This window comes from Aureibaculum marinum (assembly GCF_003813905.1).
Lineage (GTDB): Bacteria > Bacteroidota > Bacteroidia > Flavobacteriales > Flavobacteriaceae > Aureibaculum > Aureibaculum marinum.
In genome coordinates, this window is the sequence record NZ_RPFJ01000013.1 from 1 (window position 1) to 19,014 (window position 19,014).

Here is a 19,014-nt window from a genome sequence, read left to right on the forward strand (position 1 = left end):
CTCTGGTATCAGATGCATCTATTTTTAACCAAAATGTAGCACTAAACTCATCACTTAATAAACCTGCTGACGGAAATGTTAAATATGAATCTGTTGCCCCTTTATAAGCATCTCCTATAACACCAGTATTAAATCCAGGTGTACCTATAGCTGTTGCATCACTTCCACTTATGGCTTCTGAATAATTTCCATCAAAAGACATGTATAACATTTCGCCATCAAACATAGGTGAATAAGGTGGAATTTGAATTTTTTCGAACGTTGTTGTTTCTGTAACCACAACATCATTAGTATCAGTAGCCGTAATGGTTAATGTATGACTACCTGTGTTTACCTCTTGAATAAGGTTATCAATACTATAAAGTTTACTATCAGAAAACTCATTAACATTCAAAATTTCTTGACCGTCTAAATCTACCGATATCGTTGCTATTCCAAGATCATCTTCTACCTGAAAACTTATAGTTACTGGAGCTATTTCATCTATAGAACTAATAATTGTAGATCCACCAGGACTTGGTGATAAAAGAGTAATAACCGGACCATCATAAGGAAAATCCGTAAACTCTGGCCGCTCTAAATCTTGGCAACTAACAAATAGAATGCTAGCTACTAGTATGCCTATATATTTTAAATATGTATTTTTCATTTTTTTATGCTTTATTAATATTAATAATCAGGATTCTGAGTAATAATTCCTCCCGAATTATCAATTGCTTCTTGAGGAATTGGATACAATGCATGTTTAGGTTCATAACCTAAGCTACCTAGCACATCAGAAGCATCTCCCCAACGTACTAAATCATAAAACCGATACTCTTCCATTGCAAATTCAGCTCTTCTTTCTTGTTTAATAGCATCTCTAAGTTCACTTTGAGAAGATGCTGTAGTATTTGGAAGACCAGCTCTATTTCTAATTTGATTTATTAAATCAGCCACTTCAGAGGGAGCTAACAAACCTGACTCATTACCTGCTTCGGCTGCCATTAACAAAACATCTGCATATCTAATAATTTTAATATTTTCCCATCTATTGCCATTTACACCATAGTCTTCACGAATCTCAGCTTTTGTATAAGCTTTCTTATTCCAATACTTTTGAGCCAATGGAGGAGATTCAGGCAATACACCACCACCAAAACCGCCATCATCTTTACCGGATTCTAATATCGTATTTTCTTTTCTTAAATCTCCTGGTTCAAATGCATCTACCAAATCTTGAGTTGGAACATTAAATCCCCAACCTAAATTCCATTCTCCTGTACCTCTAACACCTTGACCAACATAATAAATATTAGAATATCGCTCTCCACTTTCTGTAATGGTTTGTTGAATTTCAAAAATTGATTCCACACCATTATTACCTCCTTTTTCAAACAAATTAACCAAACTAGGGTCCAATGAATAAACGCCAGAATCAATTACCTCTTTTAACTTGTTATAAGCATTAGTCCAATCTTCTTGATATAAATATAATTTACCCAAAAGTGATTTGGCAAAACCTGAAGTTGCTCTTCCAGGAAAACTTGGCCAAGTAAGTGGTAATTTTTCTTCGGCTATCTTTAAATCATCAATAATAAACTGATCAATATCAGCTATAGATGATTTTGGAGCAAATGCGTCAGAAGGCACATCAATAGTTGCTGTAATAATAGGTACTTCGCCATAATCTCTTCTCAACTCAAAATACATTAAAGCTCTAATTGCTCTAGCTTCAGCATCATTAACAAGACTCCCTTCATCTGTTAACCCTTGATCTTGAATATTATTAATAACTTCATTACATGCAAAAATAACCTCATAATGTCCGTTCCACCATTCGGTATTTAAGCCATTGGTAGCAATATATTGAAAATCATTAAAAGCATTTCCGTTGGCAGCTCCATCTGACGCTGTACTTCCTTTTTCTGCATCATCAGACCTAATACTACCAAACCATAAGCGGCTCCACCCACCTACACTTGTAGTTCTAGTTTTTGAATAAATACCAAATACTGCGGCTTCTTGTCCACCAACACCCAACTCTTCATTATTTGCAACCTCACCTAAAGGTAATTTGTCCAATAAGTCATCATCACAAGAAATGATTACAAATAGTAAGCCTGTCAAAAAATACAGGTTATATTTTTTTATAAGTTTTATATAGTTCATAATATTTTTTTTAAAATGTTAAACTAAGTCCTAGAGTAGATATTACTGGTAAAGGATAACCACCAGAGTCTATACCAAATGATGTTGGTGATCCACCTGCTTCTGGTGAGAAACCAGAAGTGTGTTTCCAAGTATATAAATTCTGAATGTTAGCAGAAAGCTTTACTTGGTCTACTTTTAACTTTTCTAATATTTTATTATTAAAGGAATATCCTAATTGAATGTTTCGAATTCTTAAATAACTACCGTCTTCAATCATATATGTAGATGGTAATCTATTATACTCTGTAGAATATAACCTAGGCTCCCAGTTTGATGTTCCAGAACCATTCCATCTATCCACCCTATCAGTTCTAAAGTTAAATGGAGCATAAGAACTTCCATTACCCCAATTACGATAAATCTCGTTACCATACACTCCTTGTAAATCAACATTTAATGTAAAATTTTTATAATTTAAATTTACATATAATCCATAGGTCAAATCTGGTGTTGGATTACCTATAGTTGTTCTATCATCTGGTGTAATTTCTCCATCTCCATTTACATCTCTATATTTAAAATCACCAGGTCCATAGGTTCCTAACGTGCTTGGTGGCAATGCAGCAATGTCAGCATTTGATTGATAAATACCATCTACAATATACCCATAAAAACTACCAATAGGTTCTCCTGTTATTGTTCTAGAAGCTGAACCATTTGCATAAATAGGAGCATCTTCAAAAGTTGACAATACTTTATTGTCTATTGTTGTTATATTACCTCCAATAGAATAGCTAAAATTATCAGAAATATCATCATTCCAAGAAGCTTCAAATTCAAAGCCATTATTTCTGATTTCACCAAAATTATCAAAAAATGTTTGCACTCCTGTATCTACAAATACTAATAAATCTTCAGTTTTTCTATTGTAATAGTTGGTATTAAATGTCAATCGATTATCAAACCATCTGGTTTCAAAACCGAGTTCCCACATTTTAACAGTTTCCCATTTTAAATCTGGATTCTCTTCAAACCTCTGAACAAAACCTGCAATCACTTGATCTCCAAATATTGCAGTAGCCCCCTCATCAACACCTGGATAATAAGGATAGTTTGTACCGCCTGGTAATGCTTGATTTCCTAATTCACCAATAGATCCTTTTAACTTGAAGTAATTTAATGGATCTAAATCACTCATAAAATTTTCTCGAGTAGCAACCCAACCAGCTCCTAAAGACCAAAAGTTTTGTGCTCTATTATCAGGTGCTAATTGAGAAGTAGCATCTCTACGATAAGAACCATTTAATAAATATTTACCATCGTAATTGTAAAGAGCCCTAGCCAATAACGAAGTAGTTGCTTTGTCATATTCGCTAGAATTCGAAACTCTGGTTGACGAATCTCCGTACGGATATACATTTAAATACCAATACCTCTCGTCGTCAGGAATTATTCCTACAGTTGAACTTGGGTCATGAGCTACACTTCCTGAAATGCCTTCATAATAAATATCAGTAGTTGTAAAACCTACAACTGTATTTAAATTGTGTTTACCAAAATCTTTTTTAAATGAAAGTAAATAATCTTGTTGAAAATTAAATGCAACACTACTAGATTGATTAACCCTTGTCAATTGATTTCCATTAAAATTAGCTATTTCATCCGATTCAGATACATAAATAGGTACTATAGGAGTATAAGATCTTGATCTATAATTATTATAATCTCCATAAACAGTAGCTTTAAATGTAAAATATTTTAAAAAGTCTATTTCAGCAAATAAACTACCTACAAAACGATATCTTTCCGCAATACTTTTATTTTTTGTAACCTCCGCTACCAAAGCTGGATTACCTATTTGTGGACCTCCAATTTCCATAGGCAATTGGTTATAAAGACCATCAAATTCTGAACGGCTATCATAATGAATAGGATCTACAATAGGAGTAGCATTTAACGCAGAGCTGAATGAACCTGTATTTGGAAGTTTGTCTCTTAATCCATTTATAGTAACGCCCATTCTAAATTTATCAGATAAATTGTATTGATTATTTAAATTTAGAGTAATTCTTTTAAGTTCTTCTTCTTTAATCAGCCCTTCTTCTGAACGATACCCTAAACCAAATGATAATTTATTTTTTTCGGTAGCATTTTGTACACTTAAATTATAGGTATGAATCATTGCAGATTTATTAGTAATACGATCTACCCAATCAGTATCCCCATTAAATACATCATAATATGAGAAAGGAGAAGCTCCTTCATTTACTAATTGTTCATTATACAACTCTTTAAACAATGCTGCATCAGCCATATCAGGAGCATCTGTAATTTTTTTAATACCAGTTGAAGAATTAAAGTTAATAGTAAACTCACCACTTTTTGCTTTTTTTGTAGTAACTATAATTACACCATTTGCACCTCTTACCCCAAAAATGGCTAATGATGAAGCATCTTTTAATACCTCAATGGATTCAATATCGTTAGGGTTAACAAAGTTTATATTATCAGCAAATACACCATCAACCACATATAAAGGAGTTACAACATAACGACTACTTGTTCCTCTAATTCGAACATCTGGTGTTCCTCCAAGAGTACCTGTATTTACAACAGTTAAACCAGACACTTTACCTTGTAAGGAAGCTACAGGGTTTGCAGCTGGCTTATCTGCAACCTCTCCTCCTTTTACACTTATAATAGAACCAGTTAAATCACGCTTTTGTGCCGTACCATAACCTATAACTACAACTTCATCTAACGTTTGAGAATCAACTTGCATAACCACGTTAATTTCTGTTTGGTCTGCTACTGTAATAAATTGAGTTGTAAAGCCAATAAAACTAAATTCTAATACATCTCCTTTATTAACTTTAATTGAATAATTACCATCAAAGTCTGTACTTGTACCATTAGTTGTTCCTTGTACAATTACATTTACTCCAGGTAATGACAGGTTATCATCTGCACTGGTTACTACCCCTGTAATTGTAACTTCTTGGGCATATATTGTAATACTAGTGAAGAGAAAAAATAATAGCAAAAAATAGAACTTAGATTTTAAGTCAAATGGATTTTTTTTCTGATAGTTTGAGTCAAAATCTTCAAATTCTTTTTTACTAAAGTCAGTGTTTTTAAAACATGCTCTTTTCATAAAATAAAATATTTGAATGTTAGTAATTGTAAAGTTAATTTATCAAAATACGAATTCAAAAAAAGTGTTACTTTTTAAATACGTCAAGCTATGTTAAAGTTAGAAAAAGACGTATTGACGTAGTTTTATCAAATACTAAAATAGTAAATACATGTATATAAATACAAAAATGACGTAGTAATGACGTACCGTAAAAGTGATATATTTTAACAATACCACAAAATCAAAGCACTCAAATTGTCATATAAACAAATTTGACTAATAGTTTTTAAGAAATGTCTGTAAATCATCCTTTTTTAAACCCAACTTCTTTTTTAACCGGTAACGATGCGTTTCCACACCTCTTTCAGAGATATTCATTAAAGGAGCTATTTCTTTAGTTGGTATATTCATTTTTATATAAGCACACAACTTTAAATCTCTATGTCTTAATTTAGGAAATTGTTCTTTTAATCGATTGAAAAAATCTTCATGTACCTGATTAAAATTATATTCAAAAATTTTCCATTCATCTTTTTCCCCTAAAGAACGATCTATTTTAGTTAATAATTTCTGATATAATTGAGGGTTAAAGTTATTTCTATTTAATACAAATTCTCTTTTTAAGCTAGTTAAAGTTTCATTCTTTTTAACAAGAGACATTGCATTATTTGCCAATTGTTTACTTTTTAATTTTAATTCTCTTTTTAAGGCTTCATTTCTAATTGAAACCAATTTCTTTTCATTTTCTATTGCTTTTTCTTTTAATATAATAGCTTGCTTGTTTTCCAAATCTTCTTGTAACAGCCGTTGTTCTTTAATAATTTTTCTTTTATGTAATACATAAAATAGTAAAGCAATTAACAATCCAACAATTGTATAAACCACAAACCCTACTCCTGATCTATACCAAGGAGGATTAACTTTAAAGTTTAAAATTAATAAAGATGAAGGGTCTTTATAATTACTATTAGATCTTAAAGATAATTTATAATCTCCTTCTGTTAGATTATATAAATCTAATTTTTCATTTTCAATTTTCTCCCAATTCTTTTCATCTTCAGTTTCTAAACTATATTCAAAATAATGATTAGAGGTTCCATTAATCGTCAAATCAATAGAAATATTACTTCTAAACTTGAGACTATTATTAATAGAATCAAGAGGTACAATAGTGCCGTTCAGCTTAAAACTAGATATTAGAGGTGGTTCTAAAAAGGTATCTTCTACAGTATTGGATTTTTCTACAATTAAAAAACCATCATTTAAACTGAGTACAAATTGTTTATCATTAAGATTTGAAACATTTTCATATCCTATAACCAATCTATTTTTAAAATAATCATCAATCATAGTATACCTATTACTATTCTCAAATGATCTAAACTCTATAGCATTTTCCTTTTTTAATATTAAATATTCATTATTATTTTCTGAAATAATATAATTACTATCTCCAAATTCATCATTTAATATAGGAGCATCCATAATACTATCTTTTAGAGCTTCATATTTCTGCCATCCCTTATTTGTTTTAAAACAAATATCATTTTTAATTTTATATACACGTACGTTATATTCAGAACTTAACCCTTTGTCTGCATAGTTTTGAATATTTACAATAGAATCATAATTACTATTAAACTGAACTCTATACAATCCTTTGTAAGCATGAGCAGCCCATGCGGTAGTTTTATTTTCAAAAACTAAAAAACGAAATGGATTTGTTGTTTTACCCAAATGAGTTACACTCCAAGAATTCCCTTTTTTTTTGTAAGAGACCAAACCAACATAAGTACCTTGCACATATACATTTTGTTGTTCAGGTACTTTTTTTACAACCCAACCTCCAGCATAAGGAGACATCAACTTTAAACGTTTATTTTCAACCAAATAGGTACCATTGTTATGGCCGCAAAAAAGCTGATTTTCTATAACTTTTAAATCCCAAACTTGACCTTGAGATCCATCTATAAATTGCACTTTATTATCAGCATCTAAGAAATATAACCCTGTATTACTTCCTATATAAATGGTGTTTTTATAGTTAACAATATCATATACAGCTCCTAATTTACCAGAACTATCGTTATAAAAAATTAGATCCGAACTAAGATCAACTTCGGCAATTCCACTATTTAAACCCAACCATAATTTATTATTATTAGTTAATGTATGTGTTAAAATAGTATTATTGAGCAGCCCATTTTCTTTGTTTATCTGATATTTTATCTGTCCATTTTTTTGAGTTAAATAAAGTCCATTTTGAATAGTACCAAATATAAAATCAGTATCGTTTTTTGAAAACGTATTTAGTTGATACTCTTTTAACTCTTTATTTATTGGCACTTGCCAAGAATGTAGCTTTTGATTATCATAAATATAACACCCATGCAAAGCTGTACCTATTAATAATGTATTATTATCATATAATGTTATAAATACAACCTTTTTTTCTTTTAATACACTACTTGAAATGTAAGGTATTAACTTATTGTCTTCCAATTTAAAAATACCATCTTCTAAAGTAGCCACATAAAACTGATTATTAACGACATGACAAGAAATGGTAGTTGAAGGTGGATGTACAATATTTACTGTACCATTTTTATAAATATAAATATTAAAAAAGGACCTAAAAATAATAGCATTATTCCATTCTATAATCTGCCAAAATTCTTCATCATGAAATGTATTGTTTTCAATTAAATTGCTTAAAGAAGTGTATGTTAACACTCCTCTATTATCCTTTTTCCAATAACCAAATTCTTCGTAAGAGCCTACATAAATTCTATCATCCTTATGCAATACAGAACGTATTGTAGTTTTATTAGGCATTTCATTTAACTTCCAAGTAATACCATCAAAAGTTAAAAGCCCTTGATTATTGGCAACAAACAATTGGCTACTATCCGATTTTGAGAGCCCCCAATTTTGATTGCCCGCATTATAATCAGCAATAGAATAATTTTTAAAATAAGGACTAAATTGAGCATTAGATACTAAACCTATTAAGTTTAGTAAAAAGCACATTGTGTAGATTAATTTACTCATTAACTGTTAAAATCGATATTCAAATATAAAAAATATCGGGATTAAGAACCTAATTACAACATAATAAACAGCAAATAAAGAGTCATAAAATAATTTAGTTTTTTAAAAATACCACATCTGAACTCGTAATATCAACACAAATACTGTAACTTTTTATAAATTATAATTATTTTTGTAACAAATGAGTCTTAAAAAACTACTAACTTAAAAACATTAAATTAAAAAAAATGAGGAAAAATTATTTTTTATTTACTTTAGCATTACTACTAAATTTAGGAGTTTTTGCACAACAAGTTTCTTTTGAAGAATATGATTTAGATAACGGACTACACGTTATTTTACATCAAGATAATAGTGCACCCGTAGTAACCACTGCAGTAATGTATCACATTGGTGCTAAAGACGAAGCAAAAGGAAGAAGTGGTTTTGCTCACTTTTTTGAACATTTATTATTTGAAGGTACAGAAAATATTGAACGTGGAAAATGGTTCGACATTGTTTCTGCTAATGGAGGTAGTAATAACGCCAATACTACTCAAGATCGTACTTACTACTATGAAGTATTCCCATCAAACAGCTTAGAACTTGGCCTTTGGATGGAAAGCGAACGTATGTTACACCCTATTATTAACCAAATTGGAGTTGACACTCAAAATGAAGTTGTAAAAGAAGAAAAAAGACAACGAGTAGACAATGCTCCTTATGGAAAAATAATTTACAGAACTGGTGTAAATAAGTACATTTTCAAAAAACACCCTTATAAAAATTCTGTAATTGGTAGTATGGAAGATTTAGATGCAGCTAAATTGTCTGAATTTATAGATTTCAACCATAAATATTACAACCCAAACAATGCTGTTTTAGTTGTTGCAGGTGATATTGATGTTGATAAAACAAAAAAAATGATTCAAGATTATTTTGGATCTATCCCAAACCATTCAGAAAAATTTGTTCGTACTAAAATTATTGAAGACCCTATAACAGAACCAATAATAGCTACTGAATATGATAGTAATATTCAAATTCCTTTAAAAGCTTTGGTGTATAGAACACCCGGAATGAAAGAAAGAGATTCTTATGTATTAAATTATATTTCTACTATTTTAACAGGTGGTAAAAGTTCTAGGTTGTACAAAAAAATGGTAGACGACAAAAAGATTGCTTTACAAGTACTGGCTTTTGCAGATGCTCAAGAAGATTATGGTACTTATATTATGGGAGCCTTACCGTTAGGTGATGTTACATTTGAAGTTTTAACAAAAGAAATGGACGAAGAAATTGAAAAACTTCAAAATGAATTGATTTCTGACAAAGAGTTACAAAAACTTAAAAACCAATTTGAAAATCAATTTGTTAATTCAAACAGTAGCATACAAGGTATTGCAAATTCATTAGCTAGAAATTACATGCTAAAAGGAGATACTAATTTAATCAATAAAGAAATAGAAATTTATCAATCTATTACTAAAGAAGACATTATGAGGGTTGCTAAAACTTATCTAAACAAAAATCAGCGTTTAGAATTAGATTATTTACCTGAGTCTGCTAAAAAAGATGTAAAATAAATAGACTTTTAATAAAGGAATACCGCTAGAGTTATATCCTAAAAGAAAATGGCGGTTAGGATTAATAGCGTTAACAAAATACAATTAATAATACTAAAAGAAATGAAAAATAAAATATTAATAACAATTGCATTTATAGTGGCTTCGTTAAGCTTATCTGCTCAGATAGACCGCTCTAAAATGCCAGTTTCAGGGCCAACACCAACAATTAATATCGGTAAACCCTATACTTTTCAATTAAAAAACGGATTGACAGTTTTAGTTGTTGAAAATCATAAATTACCTAGAATAAGTATTAGTTTAAGCATGGATAACCCTCCTCGTACGGAAGGGGATAAAGTAGGTGTCTCTAGTTTAGTTTCTGCTCTTTTAGGTAATGGATCTAAAAATATTTCTAAAGATGATTTTAACGAAGAAATAGATTATCTAGGTGCTTCAATTAGTTTTGGTTCTGAAAGTGGATATGCCTCAGCATTATCAAAATATACAAACCGTATTGTTGAATTATTTGCTGATGCAGCATTAAACCCAAATTTTCAACAAGAAGAGCTAGATGCTGAAAAAGCTAAATTAATAGAAAACATAAAGTCTGGTGAAAATAGTACTGCTGCAGTTGCTTCTAGAGTTAACAATGTTTTAACCTATGGTAAAGAGCACCCATATGGCGAATATTTAACAGAAGAAACTATAAATAATGTAACCTTAAAAGATGTTGAAGACTTTTACAACAAGTACTTTAAACCTAACAAGGCGTACATGGTAATTAGTGGTGACATAAAAACTAAAACAGCAAAAAAACTGATTAGTAAAGCTTTTAAAAAATGGGAATCTGGAACAATTCCAGAATACACTTCTATTACTCCTAAAGATTTAGAAAGCTCTGAAATTAATTTTATTGACATGCCTAATGCAGTTCAATCTGAATTAGCTATAATGAATTTAGCATCCATAAAAATAGCTGATGAAGATCATTTCCCTGCTTTAATTGCCAATTATATTTTAGGAGGAGCTTTTGGCAGCTATCTAAATATGAACTTGAGAGAAGAGCATGGCTACACCTATGGAGCTAGATCTTCTTTAGGAAGAGATAAAAATGAATTTGCAAAATTTATTGCTAGTACCAAAGTAAGAAATGCTGTTACAGATAGTGCTGTTGTTGAAATGTTAAAAGAAATTAAACGTATAAAAACAGATTTAGTTTCTGATGAAGATTTAAAAAATGCGAAAGCTAAATATTTAGGTAATTTTATTATGGCATTAGAAAATCCTCGCACTATTGCTAGGTATGCCGTTAATATTAAAACAGAAAATTTACCTGATGATTTTTATGAAAATTATATAGCTCAAATTAATGCTGTAACTAAAGAAGACATCCATCGTGTTGCTAATACATATTTTAAATTAGATAATGCCAGAATTGTAGTTGTAGGAAAAGGAAGTGAAGTAGCAAATGCTTTAGAAAACCTAACTTTTGATGGTAAAAAAATTCCAGTTAAATATTTTGACAAATATGGAAACGAAGTAGATAAACCAGTTTTTGAAATTCCAATTCCTAAAGGTGTAACAGCTGCAACTGTAATGCAAAAATATTTAGATGCCATTGGTGGTAAAGAAAAGTTAGAGAAAATAAAATCAGTTGTTACTTCGGCTCAAGGTGAAATGCAAGGCATGAAATTTGACCTTGAAACAAAAACTACCTCTGACAATAAATTTGCAATGGATTTAAAAATGGGTGGTAATTCAATGAGCAAACAAGTTTTTGATGGAAAAAAAGGATATATGGTAATGCAAGGTAGAAAAATGGACATACCAAGTGCAGATTTAAAAAGTTATAAAGAAGCTTCATACCCATTTCCTGAATTGCATTATAATACAGACAGTATCCATTTAGAAAAAATAGAAATGGTAAATGGAAAAAAAGCTTTTGCTATAACCATTTCTGATAAAATCACCAATTTTTACGATATGGAAACTGGATTAAAAATTAAACAAGTAACAAAAACACCTATGGGAGAACAAGCTTTAGGTTTTGAAAACTATAAAGAAGTTGAAGGCATTTTATATCCTCATACTTTCAAACAAAGCTTTGGACCACAAAGTTTAGAATTTCTTGTATCTGACATAAAAATCAACAAAGGAATTTCAAAAGACGATTTTAAATAGAGTTTCTACAGAAAATAAGGACTAAGAAATATAAGTTATATATAAATTAAAATATCACCCCTATTTTTTTAGGGGTGATATTTATTTTTACACAAATATTATTTTATTTAAATACATTTTATATATTTGATTATCTATTAGTTATAAGTGGAACCAAAACTCATCATAAAACAAATTAATAACAACGACAGAAATGCCTTTAAAGGGTTATTTCAGTTGTATTATGATGATCTTGTAACTTATGCTAATAATTACCTTTACGACTTACCAGCAAGTGAAGACATTGTACAAGATGTTTTTATCTATATCTGGGAACATTCTAACACTATTCATATTGAGAAATCTTTAAATTCCTATTTGCACATCATGGTGCGTAATAGATGCCTTAATTACTTAAAAGCATTAAAAGTAACAGACAATTGCAACTTTCTTGAATTAACTGCAAGTTTAATCTCTGAAAACAATTTAGATAGTTTTATTGAAGACGATAAAGAGATTATTTATAATCAAATATTAAAAATTGTAGAGTCTATGCCTGATAAAATGCAACAGGTTTTTAAATTAAAGTTTTTGAATGGTTATAAATATGCAGAAATAGCGAAAGAATTGGATGTTTCTATCAATACTGTTAAAACTCAACTAAAAAGAGCTAAATTCAAAATTAATGAATCTATAGCTATTTTACTATTTCTCTTATCAAACTATAATTAAACTGCACATAGTTTACTATTTATTACCATAATTGCTATTTTTTTTAAACTTTTGTCACCCATTTTAAATTTTCAATTGTCTATTATACAAAGACATTGAAATATACTTAATGGAATTCAAACTAATCATAAAGAAAATAAATAATACCTTAACTAAAGAAGAGGAAATTATTTTTAATAATTGGTTTAACGAATCAAAAATACATCAAGACTATTTTTTAAAGGTAAAAAATAACTATCAAAAAAATATTGATTCAGTAAACAAAGACGCTGCTTGGATGGCTGTAAATAAAAAAATAGTTTCCAAAAAGAAAAATAACAAATGGAAATATGCTATTGCCGCATCAGTAGCGTTAATTATTTCCGCTTCGTATTATTACTTCTCATCTACCTATAATATTTCTAAAAAAAATACAACAGTAGCTCAGCAAAAAATTAAAATTGGTACTGACAAAGCTACATTAACATTAGAAGACGGTTCTTTCGTTGCCTTAGAAAAAGGTAAAACTTACAATTCTGAAAACATTCAGAGTAATGGAGAAAAACTAGTTTATTACAGCTCTAAAAAAGAAACACAACCCAAAATAGTATACAATTACTTAACAGTGCCTAGAGGTGGTCAATTTTTTGTAGAACTGTCTGACAACACTAAAGTATGGTTAAATTCAGAATCACAATTAAAATATCCTGTAACTTTTATACCTGGAGAACCTCGCAAAGTAGAACTCATTTATGGCGAAGCCTATTTTGATGTTTCACCAAGTACTGAACATAAAGGTGCTAAGTTTAATGTGCTTACTCAAGAGCAAGAAATTGAAGTTTTAGGAACTGCTTTTAATGTAAAAGCATATAGAGATGAAACCTCAATATATACCACTTTGGTAGAAGGTAAAGTTTCTTTAATTGTTGGTGATGAAAAACAGTTTTTAAAACCTGGTCAACAGTCAACATTTAATAGTGAATCCAATACCATAAAACTAGCTACAGTAGATACTTACAATGAAACTTCTTGGAAAGAAGGTGTTTTCAGTTTTAATAATATGCCTTTAAAAAAGATAATGAAAGTACTATCTCGTTGGTATCGTATAGATGTTACCTTTATAAATAATGAAGTAGAACATGTAAAATTTAATGGTGTTTTAAGAAAAGACCAGCAGTTAGAGGATATTTTATCTGTTATAAACAGTACAACTGAAATTAATTATACTATTAATGAAAAAACAATAATCATCAAATGATAACAGAAAGTATACGTATAAGATCTCGTTAAAAAAAGAGCGAATCTTTCAACTTAAAATTTTTGAATTTTTCAGTTCAAAAAGAAATAATAAAAAAAGAGGAATCAGGTTCACATCTCTCACAACACAAACCTAGAGTCCCCTTAACTGTAAAAATTAATTAAAATAATGTTTAACTAACCTACAACGCGAATTTATGAAAAATAAATTAACACATGTTCATTTCTTTCCAATAGGCATTGGAGTTCGGAAAAAACACATTATCAATCTTATGAAAACGTTTTTATTATTGTTTTGTACATCAGTTTTTAGTCTCTCGAGTGGAGAACTAATTTCTCAAAACGCAAAAGTTGTAATTGATAGTGACAAAACAATAACCGTTGATGAAATTTTTGACATCATAAAAAAACAAACAAAATATACCTTTGTTTATAGGTCAGATTTGTTTAAAAATTACCCTAAAGTTTCAGTAAAAAAAGGCAGAATTAGTGCTAATAAATTACTCCAAAAAGGATTGTCTAAAGGTGATTTTAATTTTGAACTTTCCAATAATGATACAATAATTATAAAGGAAAAGTCTACTAAACCAGTTTTTCAACAAACACTAAAAGGAATAGTAACTGATGAAAACAATCAACCATTACCTGGTGCTACAATATTAATAAAAGGCACAAACTTAGGTACAAGTACAAATTTTGATGGAAAGTATAATATAAACTTACCTTCTAACGCTAAAACACTTGTAATTACTTTTATAGGGTATAAAACTGCTGAAATTGACATTAACAATCGTAACATTATTAATGTTCAGTTAGAACCCGATACAGCGGCATTAGAAGAAGTTGTATTAGTTGGGTATGGTGAAGTTAAAAGAGAAGCAATAACTGGGTCTGTAGGAACCGTTGATATTAAAAATATTACCTCTCAATCTCCTACAGTTAATTTAGACTATGCACTACAAGGTCAAATAGCTGGTGTTTATGTATCTTCAGCAACAGGACAACCAGGAGCAGCTGCAAGAATTAGAATTAGAGGTACCACTTCTCTTTTTGGTTCTAACCAACCTTTGTATGTTATAGATGGTATACCAGTTACAATTGACAGTAATATTCCCGTAGGTGGTCCAGAAGGTAATGTATTAGGTAATGAATTATCTCAAGATGGTATTAGCACTCCTATTGGTAATATTAATAGTAATGATATTGAATCTATTAGTGTTTTAAAAGATGCTTCTGCTGCCGCTATATATGGTTCTAGAGCTGCTAATGGAGTTATAATAATTAATACAAAACAAGGGGTTTATGAAGGAAGTCCTCAATTTACCGCTTCCTTGTCCACTTCAACACAAACTGCAAAAACATTAGATGTATTAAATGCGGCAGAGTTTAAACAAGTATGGACAAACGCTGTAAACAATGGTTCTTCTAATGATGCTTATGCCCAAAGTGTAAAAGATGGCTCCTATTTTGGAAATGCAGATACTAATTGGGAGGAAGAAATAAGTCCAAGTAACCCAATAACAACGGTTTTTAATCTTGGTGTTTTTGGTGGATCTAAAAAAACAAGATACAATACATCATTAGGTATTAACACCCAAGACGGTGTGTACGAAAATAGTGGTTTTGATAGATATTCATATAATTTAAATATTGATACCGAAGTAAGTAAAATTATAAAATTTGGTTCAAAACTCAATGTTTCATTTACAGATCAAAAAGCACTTGACGGTGGTTTAACTCAGTTAATTTATGACTTTAGACCTGATGTACCTGTTTTTGATGAAGATGGCAACTATTCTTATTCTAATCAATATTCATTAGAAAATCCAGTAGCTCGTTCTAAAGCGTCTAATAAAAATAAAACTTTATTATTATTAGGCTCTTTCTATACTCAAATTCAATTGGCTAAAGGGCTAAATATTAAATCTAAATTTGCTTTAAACTACAATAATGGAAACCAAATAAGTTTTTATCCTAAATTTACTTTTACTGGTGGATGGCATAGACTTTACGGCGATGGAGATGCTTATGCTCAAGAAAGTAGAAGTAGAATTACCAATACCTTATGGGAAAATACACTAAACTACAACGGTTATATTGGAGAAGATCATCACATTGATGGTGTATTAGGTGTATCTTTTGAGAAAAGAAAATCTTCTTGGGTAAAAGCATGGGGAGAAGGTTATTTTAATAACGTTCTAACAAATATTAATAGTGCAACAGTTTCTACAAGTGGATCTTCTTATGAAGAAGGTTCTGGACTTGAATCGTATTTTGGAAGAGTTAACTACGATTATAAAAACAAATATTTATTAACCCTATCTGCACGTCTTGATGGGTCTTCAAAATTTGCATCAAACAATCAACATGCATTTTTTCCTGCTGCAGCTTTTGCTTGGCGAATTTCTAATGAAAAATTCTTAGAAAACAACAAGATAATTGACGAGCTTAAACTCAGAATTAGTATAGGAAAAACAGGACAACAAGACTTCAGCTCTTATGCTTGGAGAACATTATTTCAAGCTTACGATTATGGCAATGAACCTGCTATTATTTTAAGTCAATTAGGAAATGACAATCTAAAATGGGAAACCACAAACCAATTTGATTTAGGTATTGATTTTACAATATTAGACCAACGATTATCAGGCACCTTAGGTTATTATACTAAAAATACAATTGATAATTTATTTTATGTAAAACTTCCTGGAAGTACTGGATATTCTACAACTATTGCTAACATTGGAAATACTGAGAATAAAGGTATTGAACTTGAAATGAAAGGTATTTTAATTGATAAAAAAGATTTCAATTGGACTCTCGGTTTTAACATAAGTAAAAATAAAAATACCTTAACCAAAATAAATGATGATTTTAAAAGTGACACAGGTATTCTTACTGGATTTACAGGTGGTGGTTATTTAAAAGAAGGAAGCCCTATTGGTTTACTTTACGGTTACAAAGCCGAAGGTCTTTTTCAAACACAAGCCGAAATTGATGCTTTAAATTCCAATTCACCAACAGGTTACTATCAAGATGATGAAACCAGTCCAGGCGATATAAAATTTAAAGACATTTCTGGAGCAGATGGTGTACCTGATGGACGTATTACAAGCTTAGACCAACAAATTATTGGAGATACACAAGCCGATTTTTTTGGAGGAATAAACAATTCTTTCACTTATAAAGGATTCACACTTTCTACCTTTTTTACTTACTCTGTTGGTAATGATTTGTATGCTTTCGGAAAATCTAGAGCTACCAATTTTTACAGTACATATTTTGGCGAAAATAAAGATGCTGATGTACTCAATGCTTGGACTCCAGATAACACTTCTAGTTCAATACCTAGAATGGTATATAAAGATCCTAATAACAACTCTAGAATATCAAGTCATTACATTTATGATGCTTCTTTTTTACGTTTAAAAACTATCAACTTAAGGTATACTTTCCCTAAACCTTTACTTGAAAAGATTAAATATTTAAAAAGTGCTTCTATATTTCTTTCTGGACAAAATTTATGGACATTAACAAATTATCCAGGTGCTGACCCTGAAGCATCAAACTTATACAATAATGATATTAGCTCAGGAAGAGACAATAATAGATACCCTATTTCTAAGGTATTTACAGCTGGTATAAGAGTAGGATTTTAATTTAAAATAATAAAGATGAAAAAAATAATATTATATATAAGTTTAGTTCTTTTTAGTATATCATGCCAACTTACAGATGTATTAGAAAATGACCCTCCTAATAATTTAGTACCTGAAAATGTTGTATCAGATGAAACTGATGCAAATGCTTTAATTAACGGAATTTATGCTACTATAACTTCCAGAACCAATGCTTATTATTACATGTACACCGAAACAATTCCAGGTGGATTAGCGGGGACAATGAGTACGGGATTTGGGTCAATTAATGGTCAATTCAACGATAATGATGTGAAATATGACAATATCTTTGTCAATAATTATTGGACTATTTTTAACACTGTTATAGATCATGCTAATAATGCAATTGCTGTAATTGAAGAGTTTCCTGAAAACGAATTTGAAGCTTATAGTAAAACTGAACTTATTGGAGAAGCTCGCTACCTAAGAGCAATGGCCACTTTTGATGCCTTACGATATTTCGGTCAATTTTTTGATTTAAATAGCTCATTGGGTATTATTTTAAGAAACGATCCAGTAAATTTTGTAAATAAAGATATGCCCAGAAGCTCCGTGGCTGAATGTTATTCTAGAATTTTAGATGATTTAGATTTTGCTATTGAAAATGCTCCAGACTTTACCGTAACTTATAGAGCTTCTAAAACAAGTGCAAAAACTCTAAAGGCAAAAGTTTTACTCTATCAAGGTAAATATGATGAAGTAGTAACTTTAACTGATGAAATAATATCAGACGCAACTAGAGATTTAGCTCCTGATTATGAAACCGTATTTAGTAAAGGTTTAGACTCTGAAGAAATGATATTTATGACGTACAGAGACGAAACTACTGATATAGACAATAATAATCGTAAACGTTATTATACGGGTAGAAAATTAACAGGTTGGTATACCGATTTAATGATTGATGACCCTAGAGAACCTTATTTATTCAACGGTACTCTAATTGCTAAAACAAATAATGAAGATACGTTTAGACCTACATATTTTTTAAGATTGGCTCAAGTTTATTTAATGAAAGCAGAAGCCTTGGCATTTAATGGAGCTACTTTAGAAGAAATTGCAGAACCTTTAAATATAATTAGAAACCGTGCAGAAATAGGTGATAGTGAAGCTACTTCTATAGACGAAATAAAAGATGATATTTTTTATGAAATAGCAAGAGAATTAGGATTCGAAAACGGAAGTGTTTGGTTTGCAGCAATCCGATTTGGAAAAATAATGGATATAAAACCTACCGTAACAAGTAGCAATCAATATATTTTACCTTTTCCAGAATCTGAACTGCTAAACAATGGTGCATTAAGTTTAGCTGATCAAAATCCTGGTTATGAATAAATCT

Annotated in this window: 10 protein-coding genes; 6 read left to right on the forward strand and 4 right to left on the reverse strand. The window is 30.1% G+C overall.

Annotated elements, in window-relative coordinates; translation table 11 throughout:
- The 4 genes from EGM88_RS10580 to EGM88_RS10595 form a co-directional block, all read right to left on the reverse strand.
- A partial coding sequence (locus EGM88_RS10580; protein WP_238988425.1) for an Ig-like domain-containing protein occupies window positions 1-649 on the reverse strand: 649 nt, incomplete at its 3' end.
- Between the two features lie 20 nt (window positions 650-669).
- Window positions 670-2,151 (reverse strand): RagB/SusD family nutrient uptake outer membrane protein, encoded by a 1,482-nt coding sequence (locus EGM88_RS10585; protein ID WP_123898263.1) that lies wholly within the window; start codon window positions 2,149-2,151, stop codon window positions 670-672.
- A gap of 10 nt (window positions 2,152-2,161) precedes the next feature.
- A complete protein-coding gene (locus EGM88_RS10590; protein WP_123898264.1) occupies window positions 2,162-5,287 on the reverse strand; it encodes a SusC/RagA family TonB-linked outer membrane protein in 3,126 nt (1,041 codons plus the stop codon).
- 258 nt (window positions 5,288-5,545) lie between these two features.
- Window positions 5,546-8,320 carry a LuxR C-terminal-related transcriptional regulator gene (locus EGM88_RS10595; protein ID WP_123898265.1) on the reverse strand — a complete coding sequence of 925 codons (2,775 nt, stop codon included), beginning with the start codon at window positions 8,318-8,320 and terminating at the stop codon, window positions 5,546-5,548.
- A gap of 227 nt (window positions 8,321-8,547) precedes the next feature.
- Between EGM88_RS10595 and EGM88_RS10600 the strand changes: the two genes are divergently transcribed.
- The 6 genes from EGM88_RS10600 (at window position 8,548) to EGM88_RS10625 (ending at window position 19,010) form a co-directional block, all read left to right on the forward strand.
- Window positions 8,548-9,885, forward strand: a complete 1,338-nt coding sequence (locus EGM88_RS10600; protein ID WP_123898266.1) for a M16 family metallopeptidase — start codon at window positions 8,548-8,550, stop codon at window positions 9,883-9,885.
- A 102-nt stretch (window positions 9,886-9,987) separates the two neighbouring features.
- Entirely contained in the window at window positions 9,988-12,048 is a 2,061-nt protein-coding gene (locus EGM88_RS10605; protein ID WP_123898267.1) for a M16 family metallopeptidase, read from the forward strand.
- Between the two features lie 147 nt (window positions 12,049-12,195).
- On the forward strand, window positions 12,196-12,759 hold the full coding sequence (locus EGM88_RS10610; protein WP_123898268.1) for an RNA polymerase sigma-70 factor: 564 nt from the start codon (window positions 12,196-12,198) through the stop codon (window positions 12,757-12,759).
- Between the two features lie 109 nt (window positions 12,760-12,868).
- Entirely contained in the window at window positions 12,869-13,996 is a 1,128-nt protein-coding gene (locus EGM88_RS10615) for a FecR family protein (protein WP_123898269.1), read from the forward strand.
- A 196-nt stretch (window positions 13,997-14,192) separates the two neighbouring features.
- Entirely contained in the window at window positions 14,193-17,654 is a 3,462-nt protein-coding gene (locus EGM88_RS10620; RefSeq protein ID WP_123898270.1) for a SusC/RagA family TonB-linked outer membrane protein, read from the forward strand.
- 15 nt (window positions 17,655-17,669) lie between these two features.
- The gene (locus tag EGM88_RS10625; protein ID WP_123898271.1) at window positions 17,670-19,010 is read left to right on the forward strand and encodes a RagB/SusD family nutrient uptake outer membrane protein; all 1,341 of its coding nucleotides are present in this window, start codon (window positions 17,670-17,672) and stop codon (window positions 19,008-19,010) included.
- Window positions 19,011-19,014: the final 4 nt, after the last annotated feature.